This is a genomic window from Deinococcus metalli, from assembly GCF_014201805.1.
Classification (GTDB): Bacteria; Deinococcota; Deinococci; order Deinococcales; family Deinococcaceae; genus Deinococcus; species Deinococcus metalli.
In genome coordinates, this window is the sequence record NZ_JACHFK010000020.1 from 1 (window position 1) to 16,783 (window position 16,783).

Annotated in this window: 28 protein-coding genes; all 28 read left to right on the plus strand. The window is 68.0% G+C overall.

The features are described from left to right. Window positions 1-104, plus strand: a 104-nt coding sequence (locus HNQ07_RS22660) for an EF-Tu C-terminal domain-related protein (RefSeq protein ID WP_184116086.1), incomplete at its 5' end; no start/stop codon positions are given. Between the two features lie 6 nt (window positions 105-110). Next, a complete protein-coding gene (rpsJ, locus tag HNQ07_RS22665) occupies window positions 111-434 on the plus strand; it encodes a 30S ribosomal protein S10 (protein WP_092265343.1) in 324 nt (107 codons plus the stop codon). Further along, window positions 431-1,051, plus strand: a complete 621-nt coding sequence (gene rplC / locus HNQ07_RS22670; RefSeq protein WP_184116088.1) for a 50S ribosomal protein L3 — start codon at window positions 431-433, stop codon at window positions 1,049-1,051. Before rpsJ ends, rplC begins: the two co-directional genes overlap by 4 nt. Next, a complete protein-coding gene (gene rplD, locus HNQ07_RS22675) occupies window positions 1,051-1,668 on the plus strand; it encodes a 50S ribosomal protein L4 (protein ID WP_184116090.1) in 618 nt (205 codons plus the stop codon). Before rplC ends, rplD begins: the two co-directional genes overlap by 1 nt. Next, the gene (locus HNQ07_RS22680) at window positions 1,665-1,952 is read left to right on the plus strand and encodes a 50S ribosomal protein L23 (protein WP_184116092.1); all 288 of its coding nucleotides are present in this window, start codon (window positions 1,665-1,667) and stop codon (window positions 1,950-1,952) included. The genes rplD and HNQ07_RS22680 overlap by 4 nt, the downstream gene beginning before the upstream one ends. A 13-nt stretch (window positions 1,953-1,965) precedes the next feature. Further along, on the plus strand, window positions 1,966-2,799 hold the full coding sequence (gene rplB, locus HNQ07_RS22685) for a 50S ribosomal protein L2 (protein WP_184116094.1): 834 nt from the start codon (window positions 1,966-1,968) through the stop codon (window positions 2,797-2,799). Window positions 2,800-2,811: 12 nt separating this feature from the next. Beyond that, window positions 2,812-3,099, plus strand: coding sequence for a 30S ribosomal protein S19 (rpsS, locus tag HNQ07_RS22690; RefSeq protein ID WP_184116096.1), 288 nt, complete (start codon window positions 2,812-2,814; stop codon window positions 3,097-3,099). Further along, window positions 3,096-3,521 carry a 50S ribosomal protein L22 gene (gene rplV / locus HNQ07_RS22695; protein ID WP_184116105.1) on the plus strand — a complete coding sequence of 142 codons (426 nt, stop codon included), beginning with the start codon at window positions 3,096-3,098 and terminating at the stop codon, window positions 3,519-3,521. The genes rpsS and rplV overlap by 4 nt, the downstream gene beginning before the upstream one ends. A 3-nt stretch (window positions 3,522-3,524) precedes the next feature. Next, window positions 3,525-4,271 carry a 30S ribosomal protein S3 gene (rpsC, locus tag HNQ07_RS22700; protein WP_184116107.1) on the plus strand — a complete coding sequence of 249 codons (747 nt, stop codon included), beginning with the start codon at window positions 3,525-3,527 and terminating at the stop codon, window positions 4,269-4,271. Further along, window positions 4,271-4,696 carry a 50S ribosomal protein L16 gene (gene rplP / locus HNQ07_RS22705; protein ID WP_184116174.1) on the plus strand — a complete coding sequence of 142 codons (426 nt, stop codon included), beginning with the start codon at window positions 4,271-4,273 and terminating at the stop codon, window positions 4,694-4,696. The genes rpsC and rplP overlap by 1 nt, the downstream gene beginning before the upstream one ends. Further along, the gene (rpmC, locus tag HNQ07_RS22710; protein ID WP_184116109.1) at window positions 4,683-4,886 is read left to right on the plus strand and encodes a 50S ribosomal protein L29; all 204 of its coding nucleotides are present in this window, start codon (window positions 4,683-4,685) and stop codon (window positions 4,884-4,886) included. The genes rplP and rpmC overlap by 14 nt, the downstream gene beginning before the upstream one ends. Then, window positions 4,883-5,167: a 30S ribosomal protein S17 gene (gene rpsQ, locus HNQ07_RS22715; protein ID WP_184116111.1), complete on the plus strand. Its 285-nt coding sequence runs from the start codon at window positions 4,883-4,885 to the stop codon at window positions 5,165-5,167. The genes rpmC and rpsQ overlap by 4 nt, the downstream gene beginning before the upstream one ends. Continuing rightward, window positions 5,164-5,568, plus strand: a complete 405-nt coding sequence (gene rplN / locus HNQ07_RS22720; protein WP_103312535.1) for a 50S ribosomal protein L14 — start codon at window positions 5,164-5,166, stop codon at window positions 5,566-5,568. The genes rpsQ and rplN overlap by 4 nt, the downstream gene beginning before the upstream one ends. Next, on the plus strand, window positions 5,568-5,915 hold the full coding sequence (gene rplX / locus HNQ07_RS22725) for a 50S ribosomal protein L24 (protein WP_221275303.1): 348 nt from the start codon (window positions 5,568-5,570) through the stop codon (window positions 5,913-5,915). The genes rplN and rplX overlap by 1 nt, the downstream gene beginning before the upstream one ends. A 75-nt stretch (window positions 5,916-5,990) precedes the next feature. After that, window positions 5,991-6,533: a 50S ribosomal protein L5 gene (gene rplE, locus HNQ07_RS22730; RefSeq protein ID WP_184116113.1), complete on the plus strand. Its 543-nt coding sequence runs from the start codon at window positions 5,991-5,993 to the stop codon at window positions 6,531-6,533. Between the two features lie 9 nt (window positions 6,534-6,542). Beyond that, the gene (locus tag HNQ07_RS22735) at window positions 6,543-6,728 is read left to right on the plus strand and encodes a type Z 30S ribosomal protein S14 (RefSeq protein ID WP_022800309.1); all 186 of its coding nucleotides are present in this window, start codon (window positions 6,543-6,545) and stop codon (window positions 6,726-6,728) included. A gap of 415 nt (window positions 6,729-7,143) precedes the next feature. Next, entirely contained in the window at window positions 7,144-7,545 is a 402-nt protein-coding gene (gene rpsH, locus HNQ07_RS22740; protein ID WP_184116115.1) for a 30S ribosomal protein S8, read from the plus strand. Window positions 7,546-7,624: 79 nt separating this feature from the next. Further along, window positions 7,625-8,182, plus strand: a complete 558-nt coding sequence (gene rplF / locus HNQ07_RS22745; protein ID WP_184116117.1) for a 50S ribosomal protein L6 — start codon at window positions 7,625-7,627, stop codon at window positions 8,180-8,182. Continuing rightward, on the plus strand, window positions 8,182-8,520 hold the full coding sequence (gene rplR, locus HNQ07_RS22750; RefSeq protein ID WP_184116119.1) for a 50S ribosomal protein L18: 339 nt from the start codon (window positions 8,182-8,184) through the stop codon (window positions 8,518-8,520). Before rplF ends, rplR begins: the two co-directional genes overlap by 1 nt. After that, window positions 8,510-9,022: a 30S ribosomal protein S5 gene (rpsE, locus tag HNQ07_RS22755; RefSeq protein WP_184116121.1), complete on the plus strand. Its 513-nt coding sequence runs from the start codon at window positions 8,510-8,512 to the stop codon at window positions 9,020-9,022. The genes rplR and rpsE overlap by 11 nt, the downstream gene beginning before the upstream one ends. A gap of 8 nt (window positions 9,023-9,030) precedes the next feature. Continuing rightward, complete coding sequence (rpmD, locus tag HNQ07_RS22760; RefSeq protein ID WP_184116178.1) at window positions 9,031-9,198, plus strand: 50S ribosomal protein L30; 168 nt, start codon at window positions 9,031-9,033, stop codon at window positions 9,196-9,198. Continuing rightward, window positions 9,195-9,665 carry a 50S ribosomal protein L15 gene (gene rplO, locus HNQ07_RS22765; RefSeq protein ID WP_184116123.1) on the plus strand — a complete coding sequence of 157 codons (471 nt, stop codon included), beginning with the start codon at window positions 9,195-9,197 and terminating at the stop codon, window positions 9,663-9,665. The genes rpmD and rplO overlap by 4 nt, the downstream gene beginning before the upstream one ends. Continuing rightward, window positions 9,665-10,990 carry a preprotein translocase subunit SecY gene (gene secY, locus HNQ07_RS22770; protein WP_184116125.1) on the plus strand — a complete coding sequence of 442 codons (1,326 nt, stop codon included), beginning with the start codon at window positions 9,665-9,667 and terminating at the stop codon, window positions 10,988-10,990. The genes rplO and secY overlap by 1 nt, the downstream gene beginning before the upstream one ends. Window positions 10,991-11,139: 149 nt before the next feature. Continuing rightward, window positions 11,140-11,733 (plus strand): adenylate kinase, encoded by a 594-nt coding sequence (locus HNQ07_RS22775; protein WP_184116127.1) that lies wholly within the window; start codon window positions 11,140-11,142, stop codon window positions 11,731-11,733. Window positions 11,734-11,888: 155 nt separating this feature from the next. Next, entirely contained in the window at window positions 11,889-13,208 is a 1,320-nt protein-coding gene (locus HNQ07_RS22780) for an SWIM zinc finger family protein (RefSeq protein WP_184116129.1), read from the plus strand. Continuing rightward, entirely contained in the window at window positions 13,205-14,689 is a 1,485-nt protein-coding gene (locus HNQ07_RS22785) for a DUF5691 domain-containing protein (protein ID WP_184116131.1), read from the plus strand. The genes HNQ07_RS22780 and HNQ07_RS22785 overlap by 4 nt, the downstream gene beginning before the upstream one ends. Continuing rightward, on the plus strand, window positions 14,686-15,777 hold the full coding sequence (locus HNQ07_RS22790) for an ATP-binding protein (RefSeq protein ID WP_184116133.1): 1,092 nt from the start codon (window positions 14,686-14,688) through the stop codon (window positions 15,775-15,777). Before HNQ07_RS22785 ends, HNQ07_RS22790 begins: the two co-directional genes overlap by 4 nt. 3 nt (window positions 15,778-15,780) lie before the next feature. Further along, window positions 15,781-16,716, plus strand: a complete 936-nt coding sequence (locus tag HNQ07_RS22795) for a leucine-rich repeat domain-containing protein (protein ID WP_184116135.1) — start codon at window positions 15,781-15,783, stop codon at window positions 16,714-16,716. The last annotated feature ends 67 nt before the right edge of the window (window positions 16,717-16,783 follow it).

Genomic DNA, 16,783 nt, shown 5'->3' on the forward strand with positions numbered 1-16,783 from the left:
TCGAACTCATCAAGCCCATCGCCATGGAAGAGGGTCTGCGCTTCGCCATCCGCGAAGGTGGCCGCACCGTCGGCGCCGGCGTCGTCTCCAAGGTCCTGGTGTAATAGAACATGGTTGCCCCCAAGATCCGTATCAAACTGCGTGGCTTCGACCACAAGGCGCTGGACCAGTCCGCGAGCAAGATCGTGGACACGGTCCGCCGCACCGGCGCGGACGTGAGCGGCCCGGTGCCGCTCCCCACCCGCATCCGCCGTTTCTGCGTGCTGCGCTCGCCCTTCATCGACAAGGACAGCCGCGAGCACTTCGAGATCCGCACGCACAACCGTCTGGTGGACATCATGAACCCCACCAAGAAGACCATCGACAGCCTCATGACCCTTGACCTGCCCACCGGCGTGGACATCGAGATCAAGACCGTGGGGGGCCGCGCATGAAGGGCATCCTCGGCACCAAGATCGGCATGACGCAGATCTGGAAGGGCGACCGCGCCGTTCCCGTGACTGTCGTGCTGGCCGGCCCGTGCCCCGTCGTGCAGCGCAAGACCGCGCAGATCGACGGCTACGAGGCCGTGCAGATCGGCTACGCCCCCAAGGCGGAGCGCAGCGTGACCAAGCCGGTCGCCGGGCACTTCAAGAAGGCCGGCGTGAGCCCCGTGCGCTTCCTGCGCGAGTTCCGCGGCTTTTCGCCCGACGGCGACACCGTGTCCGTGGACATCTTCGCCGAGGGCGAGAAGATCGACGCGACCGGCACCAGCAAGGGTAAGGGCACGCAGGGCGTCATGAAGCGCTGGAACTTCAAGGGCGGTCCCGCCAGCCACGGTTCCAAGAAGTGGCACCGCCGCCCCGGCTCGATCGGCCAGCGCAAGACCCCCGGCCGCGTGTACAAGGGCAAGCGCATGGCCGGCCACATGGGCATGACCCGCATCACTGTGCAGAACCTGGAAGTCGTGGAAATTCGCGCGGGCGAGAACCTGATCCTCGTCAAGGGCGCCATTCCCGGTGCCAACGGCGGTCTCGTCGTGCTGCGCGGTGCCTCTAAGGGAGGCAAGTAATGGCGCAGATTGACGTCATCGGTATTCGGGGCGGTCGCACGATCGACGTGGACCTGCCGGAAGTGAACAAGAACGTGCTGCACGACGTGGTCACCTGGCAGCTCGCCAGCCGCCGCCGCGGCACGGCCAGCACCAAGACCCGCGCGCAGGTCGGCAAGACCGGCAAGAAGATGTACTCCCAGAAGGGCACGGGCAACGCCCGTCACGGCGACCGCAGCGTCCCGACCTTCGTGGGCGGCGGCGTGGCCTTCGGGCCCAAGCCGCGCAGCTACGGCTACACCCTGCCGCGCCAGGTGCGCCAGCTCGGCCTGGGCATGGCGCTGGCCGCCCGCCAGGGCGAAGGCAAACTGATCGCCGTGGACGGCTTTGACCTTGACGGCAAGACCAAGGGCTTCATCGCCTGGGCCGCGCAGAACGGTCTGGACGGCAGCGAGAAGGTGCTGCTCGCCACCGACGACGACACGGCCCGCCGCGCCGCGCGCAACATCAGCTGGATCAGCGTCATGCCGGTTGCCGGCGTGAACGTGTACGACATCCTGCGCCACGACCGCCTGATCATCGACGCCGCCGCCCTCGAAGTGGCCGATGACGAAGCCGAAGGAGAGGCCAGCGCATGAGCCACTACGACATCCTCCAGGCGCCCGTGATCAGCGAGAAGGCCTACGCCGGCATGGAACGCGGCGTGTACACCTTCTGGGTGAGCCCCAAGGCCACCAAGACCGACATCAAGGACGCCGTTCAGAAGGCCTTTGGCGTGCAGGTCATCGGCATCAGCACCATGAACGTGCCCGGCAAGCGCAAGCGCGTGGGCCGGTTCACCGGTCACCGGGTCGACCGTAAGAAGGCCATCATCCGCCTCGCCGACGGCCAGACCATCGCTGCCCTCGAAGGCCAGGCCTAAGGAGATCTGAGACATGGCCGTCAAGAAATACCGTCCCTATACCCCGTCGCGTCGTCAGATGACGACCGCGGACTTCAGCGGACTGACCAAGAAGCGCCCCGAGAAGGCGCTCACCACCGCGCTGCCCAAGACCGGTGGACGCAACAACCGCGGCCGCATCACCAGCCGCTTCATCGGCGGCGGGCACAAGCGCCTGTACCGCATCATCGACTTCAAGCGCCGCGACAAGGCGGGCGTGCCCGGCAAGGTCGCCGCGATCGAGTACGATCCGAACCGCTCCGCGCGCATCGCCCTGGTGCACTACGCCGACGGCGAGAAGCGCTACATCCTGGCGCCTGAAGGCCTGACCGTGGGCACGACCGTGAACGCCGGCCCGGAAGCCGAGCCCAAGCTGGGCAACGCCCTGCCGCTGCGCTTCGTGCCGGTGGGTGCCGTCGTGCACGCCGTGGAACTCGTGCCGCAGAAGGGCGCGCAGCTCGCCCGCTCGGCCGGCACCAGCATCCAGGTGCAGGGCAAGGAAAGCGACTACGTGATCCTGCGCCTGCCCAGCGGCGAACTGCGCCGCATCCACTCCGAGTGCTACGCCACCATCGGCGTGGTGGGCAACGCCGAGCACAAGAACGTGGTGCTGGGCAAGGCCGGCCGCAGCCGCTGGCTGGGCCAGAAGCCGCACCAGCGCGGCAGCGCCATGAACCCCGTGGATCACCCGCACGGCGGTGGTGAAGGCCGTACCGGCGCGGGCCGCGTGCCCGTCAGCCCGTGGGGCCAGCCCAGCAAGGGTCTCAAGACCCGCAAGAAGCGCAAGGTGTCCGACCGCTTCATCATCACCCGCCGCGGCGGGAAGTAAGGAGGGGAACGTATGCCCCGTAGCCTCAAAAAAGGGCCGTTCGTGGACGACCACCTCCTGAAGAAGGTCGACGCCCAGAACGACACCAAGACCAAGCGCGTCATCAAGACTTGGAGCCGCCGCTCGACGGTCGTGCCCGAGATGATCGGCCACACCATCGCCGTGCACAACGGCAAGCAGCACGTGCCGGTGTTCATCAACGAACAGATGATCGGCCACAAGCTCGGCGAGTTCTCGCCCACCCGCAGCTACCGCGGGCACGGCTCCGAGAAGTCGGCGAAGGGGAGCAAGAAGAAATGACCGCTCCTGCCACCCCAGCTGAACAGAGCTTCCGCAACAAGAAGCAGCGCAAGCAGCAGGTCAAGCTGCGCCGTCCCGGCTACGCCGTGGCGAAGTACGTCCGCATCAGCCCCCGCAAGGTTCGCCTGGTGGTCGACGTGATCCGCGGCAAGACCGTGCGTGACGCCGAGGACCTGCTGCGCTTCATCCCGCGCGCGGCCAGCGAGCCCGTTGCGAAGGTGCTGAACAGCGCCAAGCACAACGCGCTGCACAACGACGAGATGCTCGAAGACCGTCTGGTCATCACGGCCGCCTACGTGGACGCGGGACCGACCCTCAAGCGCCTGATTCCCCGTGCCCGTGGCAGCGCCAACATCATCAAGAAGCGCACCAGCCACATCACCATCATCGTGGGCGAGAGCGCCACGAGCCGGGGGAAATAAGTCATGGGCAACAAGATCAACCCGAACGGCTTCCGCCTGGGCATCACCCGGGGCTGGAACAGCCGCTGGTACGCCGGCAAGAAGCAGTACGCCGGCCTGCTCAAGGAAGACGAGAAGATCCGCAAGCTCGTCAACAAGGAGCTGGCTGCCGCCGGCATCGCCCGCATCGAGATCGAGCGCGCCGGCCAGCAGGTCAACGTGATCATCTCCGCGGCCAAGCCCGGCATCGTGATCGGGAAGGGCGGCGACTCCATCAAGCGCCTGCGCGGTGACATCGAGCGTCTGGTGTCGGCCGGCACGGTCGCCGTGAACGTGGCCGAGATCCCCAACCCGAACATCAGCGCGCCCCTGGTCGCCCTGCGCATCGCCGAGCAGATCGAGCGCCGCTTCGCGTTCCGCCGCGCCATGAAGCAGGCCGCGCAGCGCGTGATGGAATCCGGCGCCCGCGGCGTCAAGGTCGTGCTCTCCGGTCGTCTGGGCGGCGCCGAGCAGGCCCGCCGTGAGACGGTGCGCGAAGGCCGCGTGCCGCTGCACACCCTGCGCGCCGACATCGACTACGGCACCGCCCTGGCCCGCACCACCTACGGCATCCTGGGCGTGAAGGTCATGGTCTTCAACGGGGAAGTCATCGGTGGCAAGACCGAGACCTTCGCCCGCCCGCAGCGCAAGCAGGACGACCGCCGCCCCGAGGGTGGCGACCGCCCCAACCGCCGCCGGCCCACCGCCCGCCGGCGCACCGGAGGTGAATGATGCTTCTCCCGAAGCGCACCAAGTTCCGTAAGCAGCACCGCGGCCGCATGACCGGCGACGCCAAGGGCGGCGACTACGTGGCCTTCGGCGACTACGGCCTGATCGCCACCGAGCCCGCGTGGATCAAGAGCAACCAGATCGAAGCGTGCCGCATCGTGATGAGCCGTCACTTCCGCCGCGGCGGCAAGATCTACATCCGCATCTTCCCCGACAAGCCCGTGACCAAGAAGCCCGCCGAGACCCGAATGGGGAAAGGGAAGGGCGCCGTGGAGTACTGGGTGAGCGTCGTCAAGCCCGGCCGCGTGATGTTCGAGGTGTCCGGCGTGACCGAGGAACAGGCCAAGGAAGCCTTCCGCCTGGCCGGTCACAAGCTGCCCATCCAGACCAAGATGGTCAAGCGCGAGGTCTACGATGAAGCCCAGTGACATGCGTCAACTCAAGGCGGACGATTTCGCCAAGGAAATCGACGCCCGCAAGAAAGAACTCATGGAGCTGCGCTTCCAGGCCGCCACCGGCAACCTGGCCCAGCCTCACCGCGTGACGCAGCTCCGCCGTGAAGTCGCCCAGCTCAACACCATCCGGACCGAGCTGAGCAAGCAGGGAGAGCAGGCATGAAGAAGACCTTTACCGGCGTCGTCGTGAGCGACAAGGCCGACAAGACGGTCAGCGTGAAGGTGGAGCGCCGCTTCGCCCACCCGCTGTACGGCAAGGTCGTGACGCGCAGCCACAAGTACGCCGCGCACGACGAGAAGAACGAGTACAAGGTCGGTGACCGCGTCGAGATCATCGCCGTGCGCCCGATCAGCAAGACCAAGACCTGGAAGGTCACCAAGCTGATCGAGCGTCCGCGCGGTATCGAGACCACCGCCGTCGAGACGGAAGGGGGCCACGCATGATCATGCCCCAGTCCCGCCTGGACGTGGCGGACAACAGCGGTGCGCGCGAGATCATGTGCATCCGCGTGCTCAACAGCGGCATCGGCGGCAAGGGCCTGACCACCGGGGGCGGCGGCAACAAGCGCTACGCCCACGTGGGTGACATCATCGTCGCCAGCGTCAAGGACGCCGCTCCGCGCGGCACCGTCAAGGCCGGCGACGTCGTCAAGGCCGTGGTCGTGCGCACCAGCCACGCCATCAAGCGCGCCGACGGCAGCACCATCCGCTTCGACAAGAACGCCGCCGTCATCATCAACAACCAGGGCGAGCCCCGCGGCACGCGCGTCTTCGGGCCAGTCGCCCGTGAACTGCGCGACCGCCGGTTCATGAAGATTATCTCCCTGGCCCCGGAGGTGCTGTAATGCCCCGTCCCAGCGCCGGAAGCCACCACAACGACAAGCTGCACGTCAAGAAGGGTGACACCGTCATCGTTCTGAGCGGCAAGCACAAGGGCAAGACCGGCAAGGTGCTGCTCGCCCTCCCGCGTGACCAGAAGGTCGTCGTGGAAGGCGTGAATGTCGTCACCAAGAACGTCAAGCCCTCGGCCGGCAACCCCCAGGGCGGCCAGGAGCAGCGCGAACTCGCCCTGCACGCCAGCAAGGTGTCGATCGTCGACCCCGAGACCGGCAAGGCCACCCGCATCCGCAAGACCATTGTGGACGGCAAGAAAGTCCGCGTCGCTGTCGCCAGCGGCAAGAACATCGATTGACCCTCCGGGCCGACCTGACCGTCGGCCTGAGCGGCGCTCGCTGAAAAACTGCCAGACCGCTCGAAGGAACCCACCATGCAACAGCTCAAAGAGAAGTACAACGACACGGTGCGCCCCGCACTGATGCAGCAGTTCGGCTACTCCAGCGTGATGGCCGTGCCCCGTATCGAGAAGATCGTCGTGAACGAGGGCCTGGGCAGCGCCAAGGAAGACAGCAAGGCCATTGACAAGGCCTCGCGGGAGCTGGCCCTGATCACCCTGCAAAAGCCCATCGTCACCAAGGCGAAGAAGAGCATCAGCAACTTCAAGCTGCGCCAGGGCATGCCAGTCGGGATCAAGGTCACGCTGCGCGGCGAGCGCATGTACGTGTTCTTGGAAAAGCTGATCAACATCGGCCTGCCCCGCATCCGCGACTTCCGCGGCATCAACCCCAACGCCTTCGACGGCCGCGGGAACTACAACCTGGGCATCAAGGAACAGCTGATCTTCCCCGAGATCACCTACGACATGGTCGACAAGACGCGCGGCATGGACGTCACCATCGTCACCACCGCCAAGACCGATGAAGAAGCCCGCGCCCTGCTGCAAGCGATGGGCCTGCCCTTCCGCAAGCAGTAAGAGGAACTTATGGCGAATACTTCCAAAGTCGTAAAGGCCGCACGCGGACACAAGTTCGCTGTGCAGAACTACAACCGCTGCTCCCGCTGCGGCCGCGCCCGCGGCTACTACCGCTTCTTCGGCATGTGCCGCATCTGCATCCGCGAGATGGCGCACAAGGGCGAGCTGCCCGGCGTGAAGAAAGCCAGCTGGTAATCCCCACGTTCAGCACAAGCCCCCGGTGACGGGGGTTTTTTCGTTGCCGTGAGATGGAACCGATTCGGCGGTCACCCTTGGATGACCGTCTCCGCACAGCCGCTGCTTTCACCGCGTCTTCCGCGTCGTAAGAGCCAGCCGGGCGACGGAGGCCGCCGCGATTGCCCTCTGCCGCCTTCGTCTGCTACACTCCACTCTTGCCGCACCTGCGGCAGCGTTCGTGCAGTGCCCCCTGGATACGAACCGCACGGTTTCGCGTGGTGATCGTCCAGTGGTGGATTTCCGACCCAACAGAAGAAGTGGCGGGGTTGTCCGTCAGGCATTCGAGTGGGGAGACCCGTGACCGGCACCGCTGTGGCGCCGGGCACACCTGCCGGGGCAGTGGCCAGCGTGGCCACGTCCCTGAAGGAGACACATGCTGAGTGATCCCATCGCCGACATGCTCACGCGCATCCGCAACGCGACGCGCACGCATAAGGAGTCCGTGGACATCCCGGCCTCCCGCTTCAAGGAGGAGCTGGCCAAGCTGCTGGTGAAAGAAGGCTACGTGCAGGGTGTGGAGCGCACCCGGCCCGAGGGCCAGAAGTTCGACGTGCTGCGCGTGACGCTGAAGTACGGCGACAAGCGCGAACAGGTCATCAAGCACATCGAGCGCATCAGCCGTCCTGGCCGGCGCGCGTACGTGAGCGCCGACAGCCTGCCCCGCATCCAGCGCGGGCTGGGTCTGGCCGTGGTGTCCACGAGCAAGGGCCTGCTGCCGGACCGCGAGGCCCGCAAGCAGGGTGTGGGCGGCGAAGTCATCTGCGTCCTGTGGTAATCGGCGTCCGCTGAGTATTCGTTTCTAGACCTGACCGCGGGGCATGGCCCTTGCCTTAAGGACTCAAGGAGGACACCAGATGTCCCGAATTGGTAGACAGCCCATCGCCGTGCCGAGCGGCGTGACCACGACCGCCGAGGGTGGCGTGTTCACGGTCAAGGGCCCCAAGGGTGAACTGACCGTTCCCTACAACAGTGAACTGACCATCAAGAAAGACGGCGACAACATCGTCGTCGAGCGGCCCAGCGACCAGCAGCGCCACCGCGCCCTGCACGGCCTGACCCGCACGCTGGTCGCGAACGCCGTGCGCGGGGTGAGCGACGGCTACACCGTCAACTTGGAGCTGCGCGGCGTGGGCTTCCGTGCCCGCGTGAACGGCAAGAACCTCGAACTGACCATCGGCTACAGCCACCCGGTCGTGATCGAGCCGCCCGCCGGCGTGAGCTTCGCCGTGCCCGAACCCACCAAGATCGACGTGAGCGGCATCGACAAGCAGCTCGTCGGCCAGGTGGCCGCAAACGTCCGCAAGGTGCGCAAGCCCGACGCCTACCACGGCAAGGGTGTGCGCTTCGCTGGTGAGAAGATCGCCCTCAAGGCTGGTAAAGCCGGCGCCACGGGCGGGAAAGGGAAGAAATAATGGCGACCCAGACCATGATCCGCCGCAAGCTGCGCGCCCGCCGCAAAGTCCGCACTGCCGCCGGCGAGCGGCTGCGCCTGAGCGTGTACCGCTCCAGCAAGCACATCTACGCCCAGATCATCGACGACAGCAAGGGCGTGACCGTGGCCGCGGCCAACAGCGCCGCCGTCAAGACCGGGAACAAGACCGATACCGCTGCCGCCGTGGGCCGTGCCCTCGCCACAGTGGCGCTCGAGAAGGGCGTCAAGCAGGTGGTCTTTGACCGTGGCTCCTACCGGTACCACGGACGCGTGAAGGCGCTCGCAGACGCGGCGCGGGAGGGTGGCCTTGACTTTTAATCGTCGTAACGACCGCAACGCGGAGCGCGAGAGCAGCGAATTCGAAGAGAAGATGCTGTTCGTCAACCGCACCTCCAAGACCTACCAGGGCGGCCGCCGCTTCCGCTTCGCGGCCCTCGTGATCCTCGGCGACCGCAACGGCCGCGTGGGCATGGGTATCGGGAAGGCCAAGGAAGTGCCGGTGGCCATCGAGAAGGCCAAGAGCATCGCCCGCAAGAACATGATCAACGTGCCGGTCGAGAACGGCACGATTCCCCACGACATCGTGGGCGAGAACTCGACCAGCCGCGTGCTGCTCAAGCCCGCTGGCCCCGGTACCGGCGTGATCGCGGGCACCGTGCCCCGCTCGATCGCGGAACTGGCCGGGATCACCAACATGCTGTCCAAGGAACTCGGCAGCCGCAACAAGGTCAACGTGGCCTACGCCGTGTTCGACGGCCTGAAGAATCTCCGCACCGCGAAGCAGGTCCGCGCGCTGCGGGGCGAGACTGGAGGCGCGTAATGGCGACCCTGAAAATCACCCTCAAGCGTAGCGTGATCGGCCGGCCGGGCAACCAGGTCAGGACCGTCGAGGCGCTCGGCCTGAAGAAGATCGGTGACACCCGCGAGGTGAACGACACCCCCGCCCTGCGCGGCATGGTGAACACCGTCAAGCACCTGCTGGAGGTGCACGAATGAAACTGCACGAACTGCAGCCCGCTCCGGGCAGCCGCAAGAACCGCAAGCGCGTGGGCCGCGGCCCCGGCGGCACCGACAAGACCGCCGGCCGCGGGCACAAGGGCCAGAAGGCGCGCAGCGGCGCCGGCAAGGGCCAGTTCTTCGAGGGTGGCCGCAGCCGCCTGATCGCCCGCCTGCCCAAGCGCGGTTTCAACAACGTCGGCACCACGTACGAGATCGTCAAGCTCTCGCAGCTTGACGGCATCGAGGTTGAGGGCAACACCTTCGACCGGAACGTGCTGGAGATCGCGGGCCTGGTCCGCCGCAAGGACCGCCCCGTGAAGCTCCTCGCCAGCGGCGAGATCACGCGCGCCATCACCGTGCATGTGGACGCCGCGAGCGCGTCCGCGATCAAGGCCATTGAGGCTGCCGGCGGCACCGTCGTCCTGCCCGAACCCAAGACCGAAAGCGCCCAGAAGGCGGAGTAATGCTCCGCGCCTTCCGCGACGCCTTCCGGATTCCGGATCTTCAGCGGAAGATTCTCTTCACCCTGCTGCTTCTCGCCATCTACCGCCTGGGGAGCGCCATTCCCACCCCAGGCGTGAACAGCGCCGCCCTGAGTAACGCGAACTCGGGCGGCCTGTTTGGCTTGATCAGCATGATCTCGGGCGGGAATCTTTCGCAGTTCTCGATCTTCGCGCTGGGCGTGCTGCCGTACATCACGGCCAGCATCGTGATCCAGCTGCTGACCACGACCATTCCCGCGCTGGAGAAACTCAGTAAGGAAGGCGAGGAAGGCCGCAAGAAGATCAACCAGTACACCCGCTACGCCGCCGTGGCGCTGGGGGCGGTGCAGGCCACCTTCTTCGCCGCCTTCATCAACGCGAACCCGTCGTACGTGGCGGTCGGCTGGACGCCGGGGCTGTTCACCATCCTGGTGATGGTCCTCACGCAGGTCGCCGGCATCGCCTTCACCATGTGGATCGGTGAGCGCATCACGGAAGTCGGCGTGGGGAACGGCATCTCGCTGATCATCACGGCCGGCATCATCGCCCGGTACCCCTTCGAGTTCCAGAGCACCGCCGCGCTGGTGCGCTCGGCCCCCGAGGACAACTGGGTGATCCGGCTGCTGGCCTTCGGGGCCGTGATTCTGGTGACCATCGCCGGGATCGTGTACGTGTACCAGGCCGAGCGCCGGGTGCCCGTCACGTACGCGCGGGCGCGCGGCGGCGTGGCCGGTCAGGCGCGCGGCGCCACCCAGGCCACGTGGCTGCCCATCAAGGTCAACCAGGCGGGCGTGATTCCCGTGATCTTCGCGTCGGCCATGCTGATCGTGCCCAACCTGATCTCCAGCGCCACGACCACCCGCGCGCCGGCGGTCAGCGCGTGGATCCAGACCAACCTGGTGTTCGGGCAACCGCTGTACATCGCACTGGAGGCCGCGCTCATCTTCGGCTTCACGTACCTGTACAACTCGGTGCAGTTCGACCCCAAGCGCATCGCAGAGCAGCTGCGCGAGGCCGGGGGCTTCATTCCCGGCGTGCGTCCCGGCACGCCCACGGCGGAGTTCCTGGGCAGCATCAGCGGTCGCCTGAGCCTGTGGGGCGCGATCTTCCTGGTCGTGCTGACGGTCGTTCCGCAGGTCGTGCAGCGCGTGACGGGCATCACGACCTTCCAGTTCTCCGGCACGGGTCTGCTGATCATCGTCGGGGTCGCGCTGGAGACCCTGAAGCAGCTCGAGGCCCAGCTGACGGTGCGCCGCTACGACGGCTTCATCAGCAAGGGCCGCATCCGGGGCCGGCTGAACAACTGACGCCGCGCCGCTCCACACCGCTCCCGTCTCCCGGGGGCGGTTTTTCATCCCCGGACGGTCTGGATGGCCGCTCGCCACAGCACAGGGCTGGGCAGGGGTCAGGACTCCAACCCGCCGGGCTCTATGCTGGATGTCCAACGGAGGGAACAGTGACGCAAGCCAAGAACAAGGTCGTGGTGTTTCTCGGGCCGCCCGGGGCGGGCAAGGGCACGCAGGCGGAACGTCTGGCGGCCGAACAGGGCCTGACGAAGATCAGCACCGGCGACATCCTGCGCGACCATGTGAAGCGCGGCACCGAGCTGGGCCAGCAGGTCCGGCCGATCCTGGACGCCGGGAAGCTGGTGCCGGACGACATCCTGATCGCCCTGATCCGCGACAAGCTGGCAAGCATGGACGACGTGCGCGTGATCTTCGACGGCTTTCCGCGCACGCTGCCGCAGGCCGAGGGCCTGGACATGCTGCTGGAGGAACTGGGCGCGCCCGTCAACGCCGTGCCGCTGCTGGAGGTGCCGGACGAGGTGCTGATCGCGCGCATCGTGGAGCGGGGGAGGCAGGCGGCGGCGCGCGGCGAGGCGGTGCGCAGCGACGACACCGATGAGGTCGCCCGTCACCGCCAGAGCGTGTACCGCGAGCAGACCCAGCCCTTGATCGATTACTACGCCGCGCGCGGGCACCTGTACCGCGTGGACGGCGTGGGCGGTATGGACGAGGTGTACAGCCGCATCACGGACGGCATGAAGTAAGCCGGGCGCAGAGGGTGGAGGGCAGAGGGCGTGACGCTTTCTGCCCTCTGCCTTTGGCCCTCTCCCCTGACCCGGCCCGTGTAGCCTGGGGTTGCCAACCCAGTGTGAATCCGTTACATTACGCCTGTAGCGTAATTTATGCAGAGGATTTATAGATGACCCTGACGCCCGACGCCATCCTCGCCCTCGCCCCGGATTCGGGGAGCGCCGCCAATGCCCGCAAGCTCGCGTCTCCCGCCAAGTGGCAGCACCTGAATGCCCCGGCCGGCAGTCTGTGGGGCGAATGCCAGGGCAGCGGCAAAGACCCCTACCTGACCGGCGTGGACCTCAGCGGCCCGGTGGGCAAGTGCTCGTGCCCCAGCCGCAAGTTCCCGTGCAAGCACGCGCTGGCGCTGCTGCTGCTCTACGCCACCCACCCCGGCGATTTCGGCCCGGCCGCCCCGCCCGAGAGCCTGCAGACGTGGCTGGATGGCCGGGCGCAGAGAGCGGAGGGCGACAAGCAGAGGGCCGAAGCTCCGCCGGCCGCCGACGATGCGAAGGCCGCCGACCCGGCCGGGCAGGCCAGGCGGCGGGCCGCGCGCGAGAAGAAGGTCAGCGGGGGCCTGGACAGCCTCCAGACCTTCCTGAAGGACCTGATCCGCGACGGGCTGGCGCAGGCACCCTCGCGCCCATACACCGATTGGGACACGCGGGCCGCCCGGCTGGTGGACGCCCAGGCGCCCGGCGCGGCCCGGCTGGTGCGCCAGCTTCCCGGCCACCTGCACGACCCCACGGAGCTGCTCTCACACGTCGCCCGCGCGTACCTGCTCACCGAGGCGTGGCCGCGCCGCGAGACCCTGAGCGCCGCCGAGCACGCCGACCTGCGCGCCGCGCTGGGCTTCCCGCTGGACAACGCCGCGCTGCTGGAGGGCGGCGGCCTGCGCGCCACGTGGCACGTCATGGGCCAGGGTGTGACCGACGAGGACACGGTCCGCACCCGGCGCACGTGGCTGGTCAGCGGCGAGCACACCGCCCTGCTGCTGGACTTCTCCGCCGGCGGCCGCCCCTTTCCGCCCGCCCTGCCGCCGGGAGTGGCGGTGCAGGCCGAGGTGTGCTTCGCGCCCGGGTCGGTAGCGCAGCGCGCCCTGCTGCGCGGCGAGGCCACGAACGCCGGCCCCGCGTCCGTGCCCGGGGGCGTCCCGCTGGACACACTGCTCGACCGGCACGGCGCGGCCCTCGCTCTGAACCCGTGGCTGGACCGCACCGCCCACGTGACCGGCCCCGTGTACCTGAGTCCCGGCGAGCCGTGGCACGCGCAGGACGACACGGGCTGCCTCCCGCTGGCTGGGGCCGAGCGCAGCCTCTACACCCTGCTCGCGCTGGGCGGCGGGGAGCCCCTCACGCTGTACGCCGAGTGGGACGGCGCGGCCCTCACGCCGCTGAGCGTGGTGCACGGCGGCGCCCTGCTCCCGCTGCGTCAGGCGGAGGGCGCGTGAGCGATCACGACGGGCTCCTCGCCGTGGCCCTGGTGGGCACGGCCCGCGCCCCGCTGCCGCCCGCCGGCACGGACGCGCTCGGACAGGCCGCCGCGCTCCTCACCCGCCCGGATGCGGAGGGCACGCTCCTTGCCCGCGCGGCGCTGTACGCCCTGGCGCACGCGGCCGGCCGCACGCCCGATTCCAATGGGGCGGTGCCCCCGGCCCCCGCGCTCCCCGAGACCCGGCCCGAGGTGCCGGAACGCGCGGCCCGGCACCTGCCGCTGGTGCTGGGCACGCCCCTGCTGCGCGAGTGGCTGGTTCTGTGCGCGCAGGCCGGGTGGCGGGTGCCGGCCGGGCGGCTGCCGGAACTGCTGGACGCCGCCCGGCAGGACAGTTACCTGCGCGCGCTCCTGGTCCCGGTGCTGGGCGAACGCGGCGCGTGGCTCGCGGAATTCAACTCCGAGTGGCGCTTTGCTCCGCCCGCCCACGGCGAGGACGCGTGGGCGGACGCGACCGAGGCGGGCCGCGAGGCCCTGTGGCGCGGCGTGCGCGTCCGCGACCGGCAGGCCGCCCGCGACCTCCTGGCCACGCACCTGGGCACGGAACGCGCCGGCAGCCGCAAACGCCTGCTGGGCGCGCTGCTCGACACCCTGGGGGCGGACGACCACATCCTCGAACCGCTTCTGGACGGCCTGACTACCGACCGCAGCGAGGACGTCCGCACGCTGGCCCGCAGCGCCCTGCACCGCCTGCCGGGGAGCGCGCAGAACGCCCGTCACGCCACGCGGCTGCGCGCGCTGGTGCAACTCGGGAAGCCCGGTCTGCTCGGCCGGTTGACCGGGCAGACGCCCAGCACCCTCACCGCGCCCACCGGCCCCGACGAGCACGCCGCCCGCGACGGCCTCCCAGATCCGACGGGCAAGGACCGGCTGAGCGCTGCCGCGCTCCTCGCGCATCTGCTGGAGCACACGCACCCCGACGCGGTGCTGGCCGCGCTGAACGTTCCGCCCGCCACGCTGGTGCAGATCGCCCGGCAGCACGAGCAGCTGTCCGCGCTGGCCGACGGCGCTGTCGCCACCGGGCACGCGGCCCTCGCCGCCGCGCTGCTGCACGACCTGCCCACCCGCCCGGACCTGCTACACCTCGGCCCACCCGAGACCCTCGCCGCCGCCCAGCGGCAGGCCCTGCGCGCCCGCGACCCGGAACGGCTCCTCGACCTGCTCGGCCCGCAGCCCGGCCCGTGGCCCCCCGATCTCGGCACGGCCCTGCTGGACGCCATCCGCGACACCGTACAGGACGCACACTACGACTACGGCTGGGGCTACCGCTGGGTGCAGCTGCGCGACCTCGCCGCCCTGCGCGCCCACCCGGACACGCCGCCCCCCGCGCCGCTCCCGCAGACCGCCACCGACTACGCCCACCGCACCATGACCGGCCTGCTCGGCACCCTGACCCTGAGACGGCAGATGCAGCAGGACTTCAAAGGAGCCCATCCATGACCACCACGGAATCCACGGTTCTCCGGCAGCACGCCGAACAGGCCTACGCGCACGAGCTGTCCGCCCTGGCCGCCCATGACGACCGGCCCCGCCCGCCGCGCTGGAACCTGTCGCCGCACGCGGTGCTGACGTACCTGATGGGCGGAAAATTGAAGGACGGCACCGAGATCACCCCGAAGTACGTGGGCGAGCGCCGCCTGATGGAAATTGCGGTCGCCACCCTCGCCACGGACCGTGCCCTGCTGCTGATCGGCGTGCCCGGCACCGCCAAAAGCTGGGTGAGCGAGCACCTGTCCGCCGCGATCTCCGGCACCAGCACGCTGCTCGTGCAGGGCACGGCCGGCACCAGCGAGGAGAGCGTGCGCTACGGCTGGAACTATGCCCGGCTGCTCGCGGAAGGCCCCAGCGAGGCCGCCGTGGTCGAGAGTCCCATCGTGCGCGCCATGCGGGACGGCAAGATCGCCCGCCTGGAAGAACTCACGCGCGTGCAGAGCGACGTGCAGGACACCCTGATCACCATCCTGTCCGAGAAGACGCTGCCCATCCCCGAACTCAATACTGAGGTGCAGGCCGTCCAGGGTTTCAACCTGATCGCCACTGCCAACAACCGCGACAAGGGTGTGAACGACCTCTCCAGCGCCCTCAAACGCCGCTTCAACACGGTGGTGTTGCCCGTGCCCGACCGCCTGGACGACGAGGTGCGGATCGTCACCAGCCGTGTGGCGCAGCTCGCCACGAACCTCCACATCCCCGCCCCGCCCCCCGCGCTGGAGGAGGTGCGGCGCATCGTGACTGTGTTCCGCGAACTGCGCGCCGGGGTGACCGAGGACGGCAAGACGAAACTCAAGAGCCCCAGCGGCAGCCTGAGCACTGCCGAAGCGATCTCGGTCGTGAACCACGGCTTAAGCCTCGCCGCGCACTTCGGTACCGGGCATCTGACCGCCCACGACGTCGCTGCCAGCGTGGTCGGCGCCGTGGTGAAAGACCCCGTGCAGGACAGCGTGATCTGGCGCGAGTACCTGGAAACCGTGGCGAAGAAGCGTGACGACTGGAAGGACTTCTACCGGGCATGCCGGGCGGTGAGCTGATTCGTGGAGTCGATCCTCTCCCACCAGCATCCCCGCACATGGAAGGGGCAAGCCCTTCTGGAAGCCGTGCAGGCAGGAGAGTCCTGGCCAGAACACGTCAATCTGAATGGCTGTGACCTGACTGAGTGGCCCGAATCGCTGCGCCGTGCCACCGCCATCCAGTCGTTGAGCGTGTACGGCAATCAGCTGACCGCTCTTCCCGAGTACCTGTGGTCGTTCACCACCCTTCACACGTTGAATGTGTCCGGAAATCAATTGACCGGGATTCCCACACAACTCGGGCAGCTCGGGGCGCTGCAAATGCTTGATCTGGGGCACAACTGCCTGGACGTCCTGCCCGACTGCTTCGCGGAACTGGTCAGTCTGCGGGTTCTGTACGTCAGCAACAACCGCCTGACCGCGCTGCCCAGCTCGTTGCGCACGCTGGGTCAGCTGTCGTACTTGAACGTGACCGACAATCACTTGACCGCTCTGCCCGACTGGCTGGGTGAACTCTGCGGCCTGACCGAGTTGCGCGCCTACAGGAACAGGCTGAGCGCCCTTCCTGACGGCCTAGGCGAACTGCGAAAGCTCCGCGAACTGCATGTCATGAACAACGCCCTCGAATGCCTGCCGGACAGTCTGGGGCAGTGCGAGCAACTGCGGGAAATCAACGCCCAGAACAACCGGTTGAACACCTTGCCAGAGGGCATCGGGCAACTGTCCGAACTGGCCGTGCTGGATCTGCGCTTTAACAACCTCGGCGCGCTTCCCGACCCCCTGCGTCAACTGGGCAAGTTGCGCTTCCTCGATCTGCGGGCCAACCGGCTGACGGCTATTCCCGACTGGCTTCCCACACTGCCCGCACTGGAGAAACTGGATCTGCGCTGGAACCAGTTGGAACGCGTGCCGGCCACCGTCAAGGACTTTCAGGCCCGGGGCGGGGTGATCTACCTCTGACTCCATCCATCTCTATTTTTCCCATCCGTCACCACGGCCCCGGCTCGGCCCGGTCGCTGGAGCACGC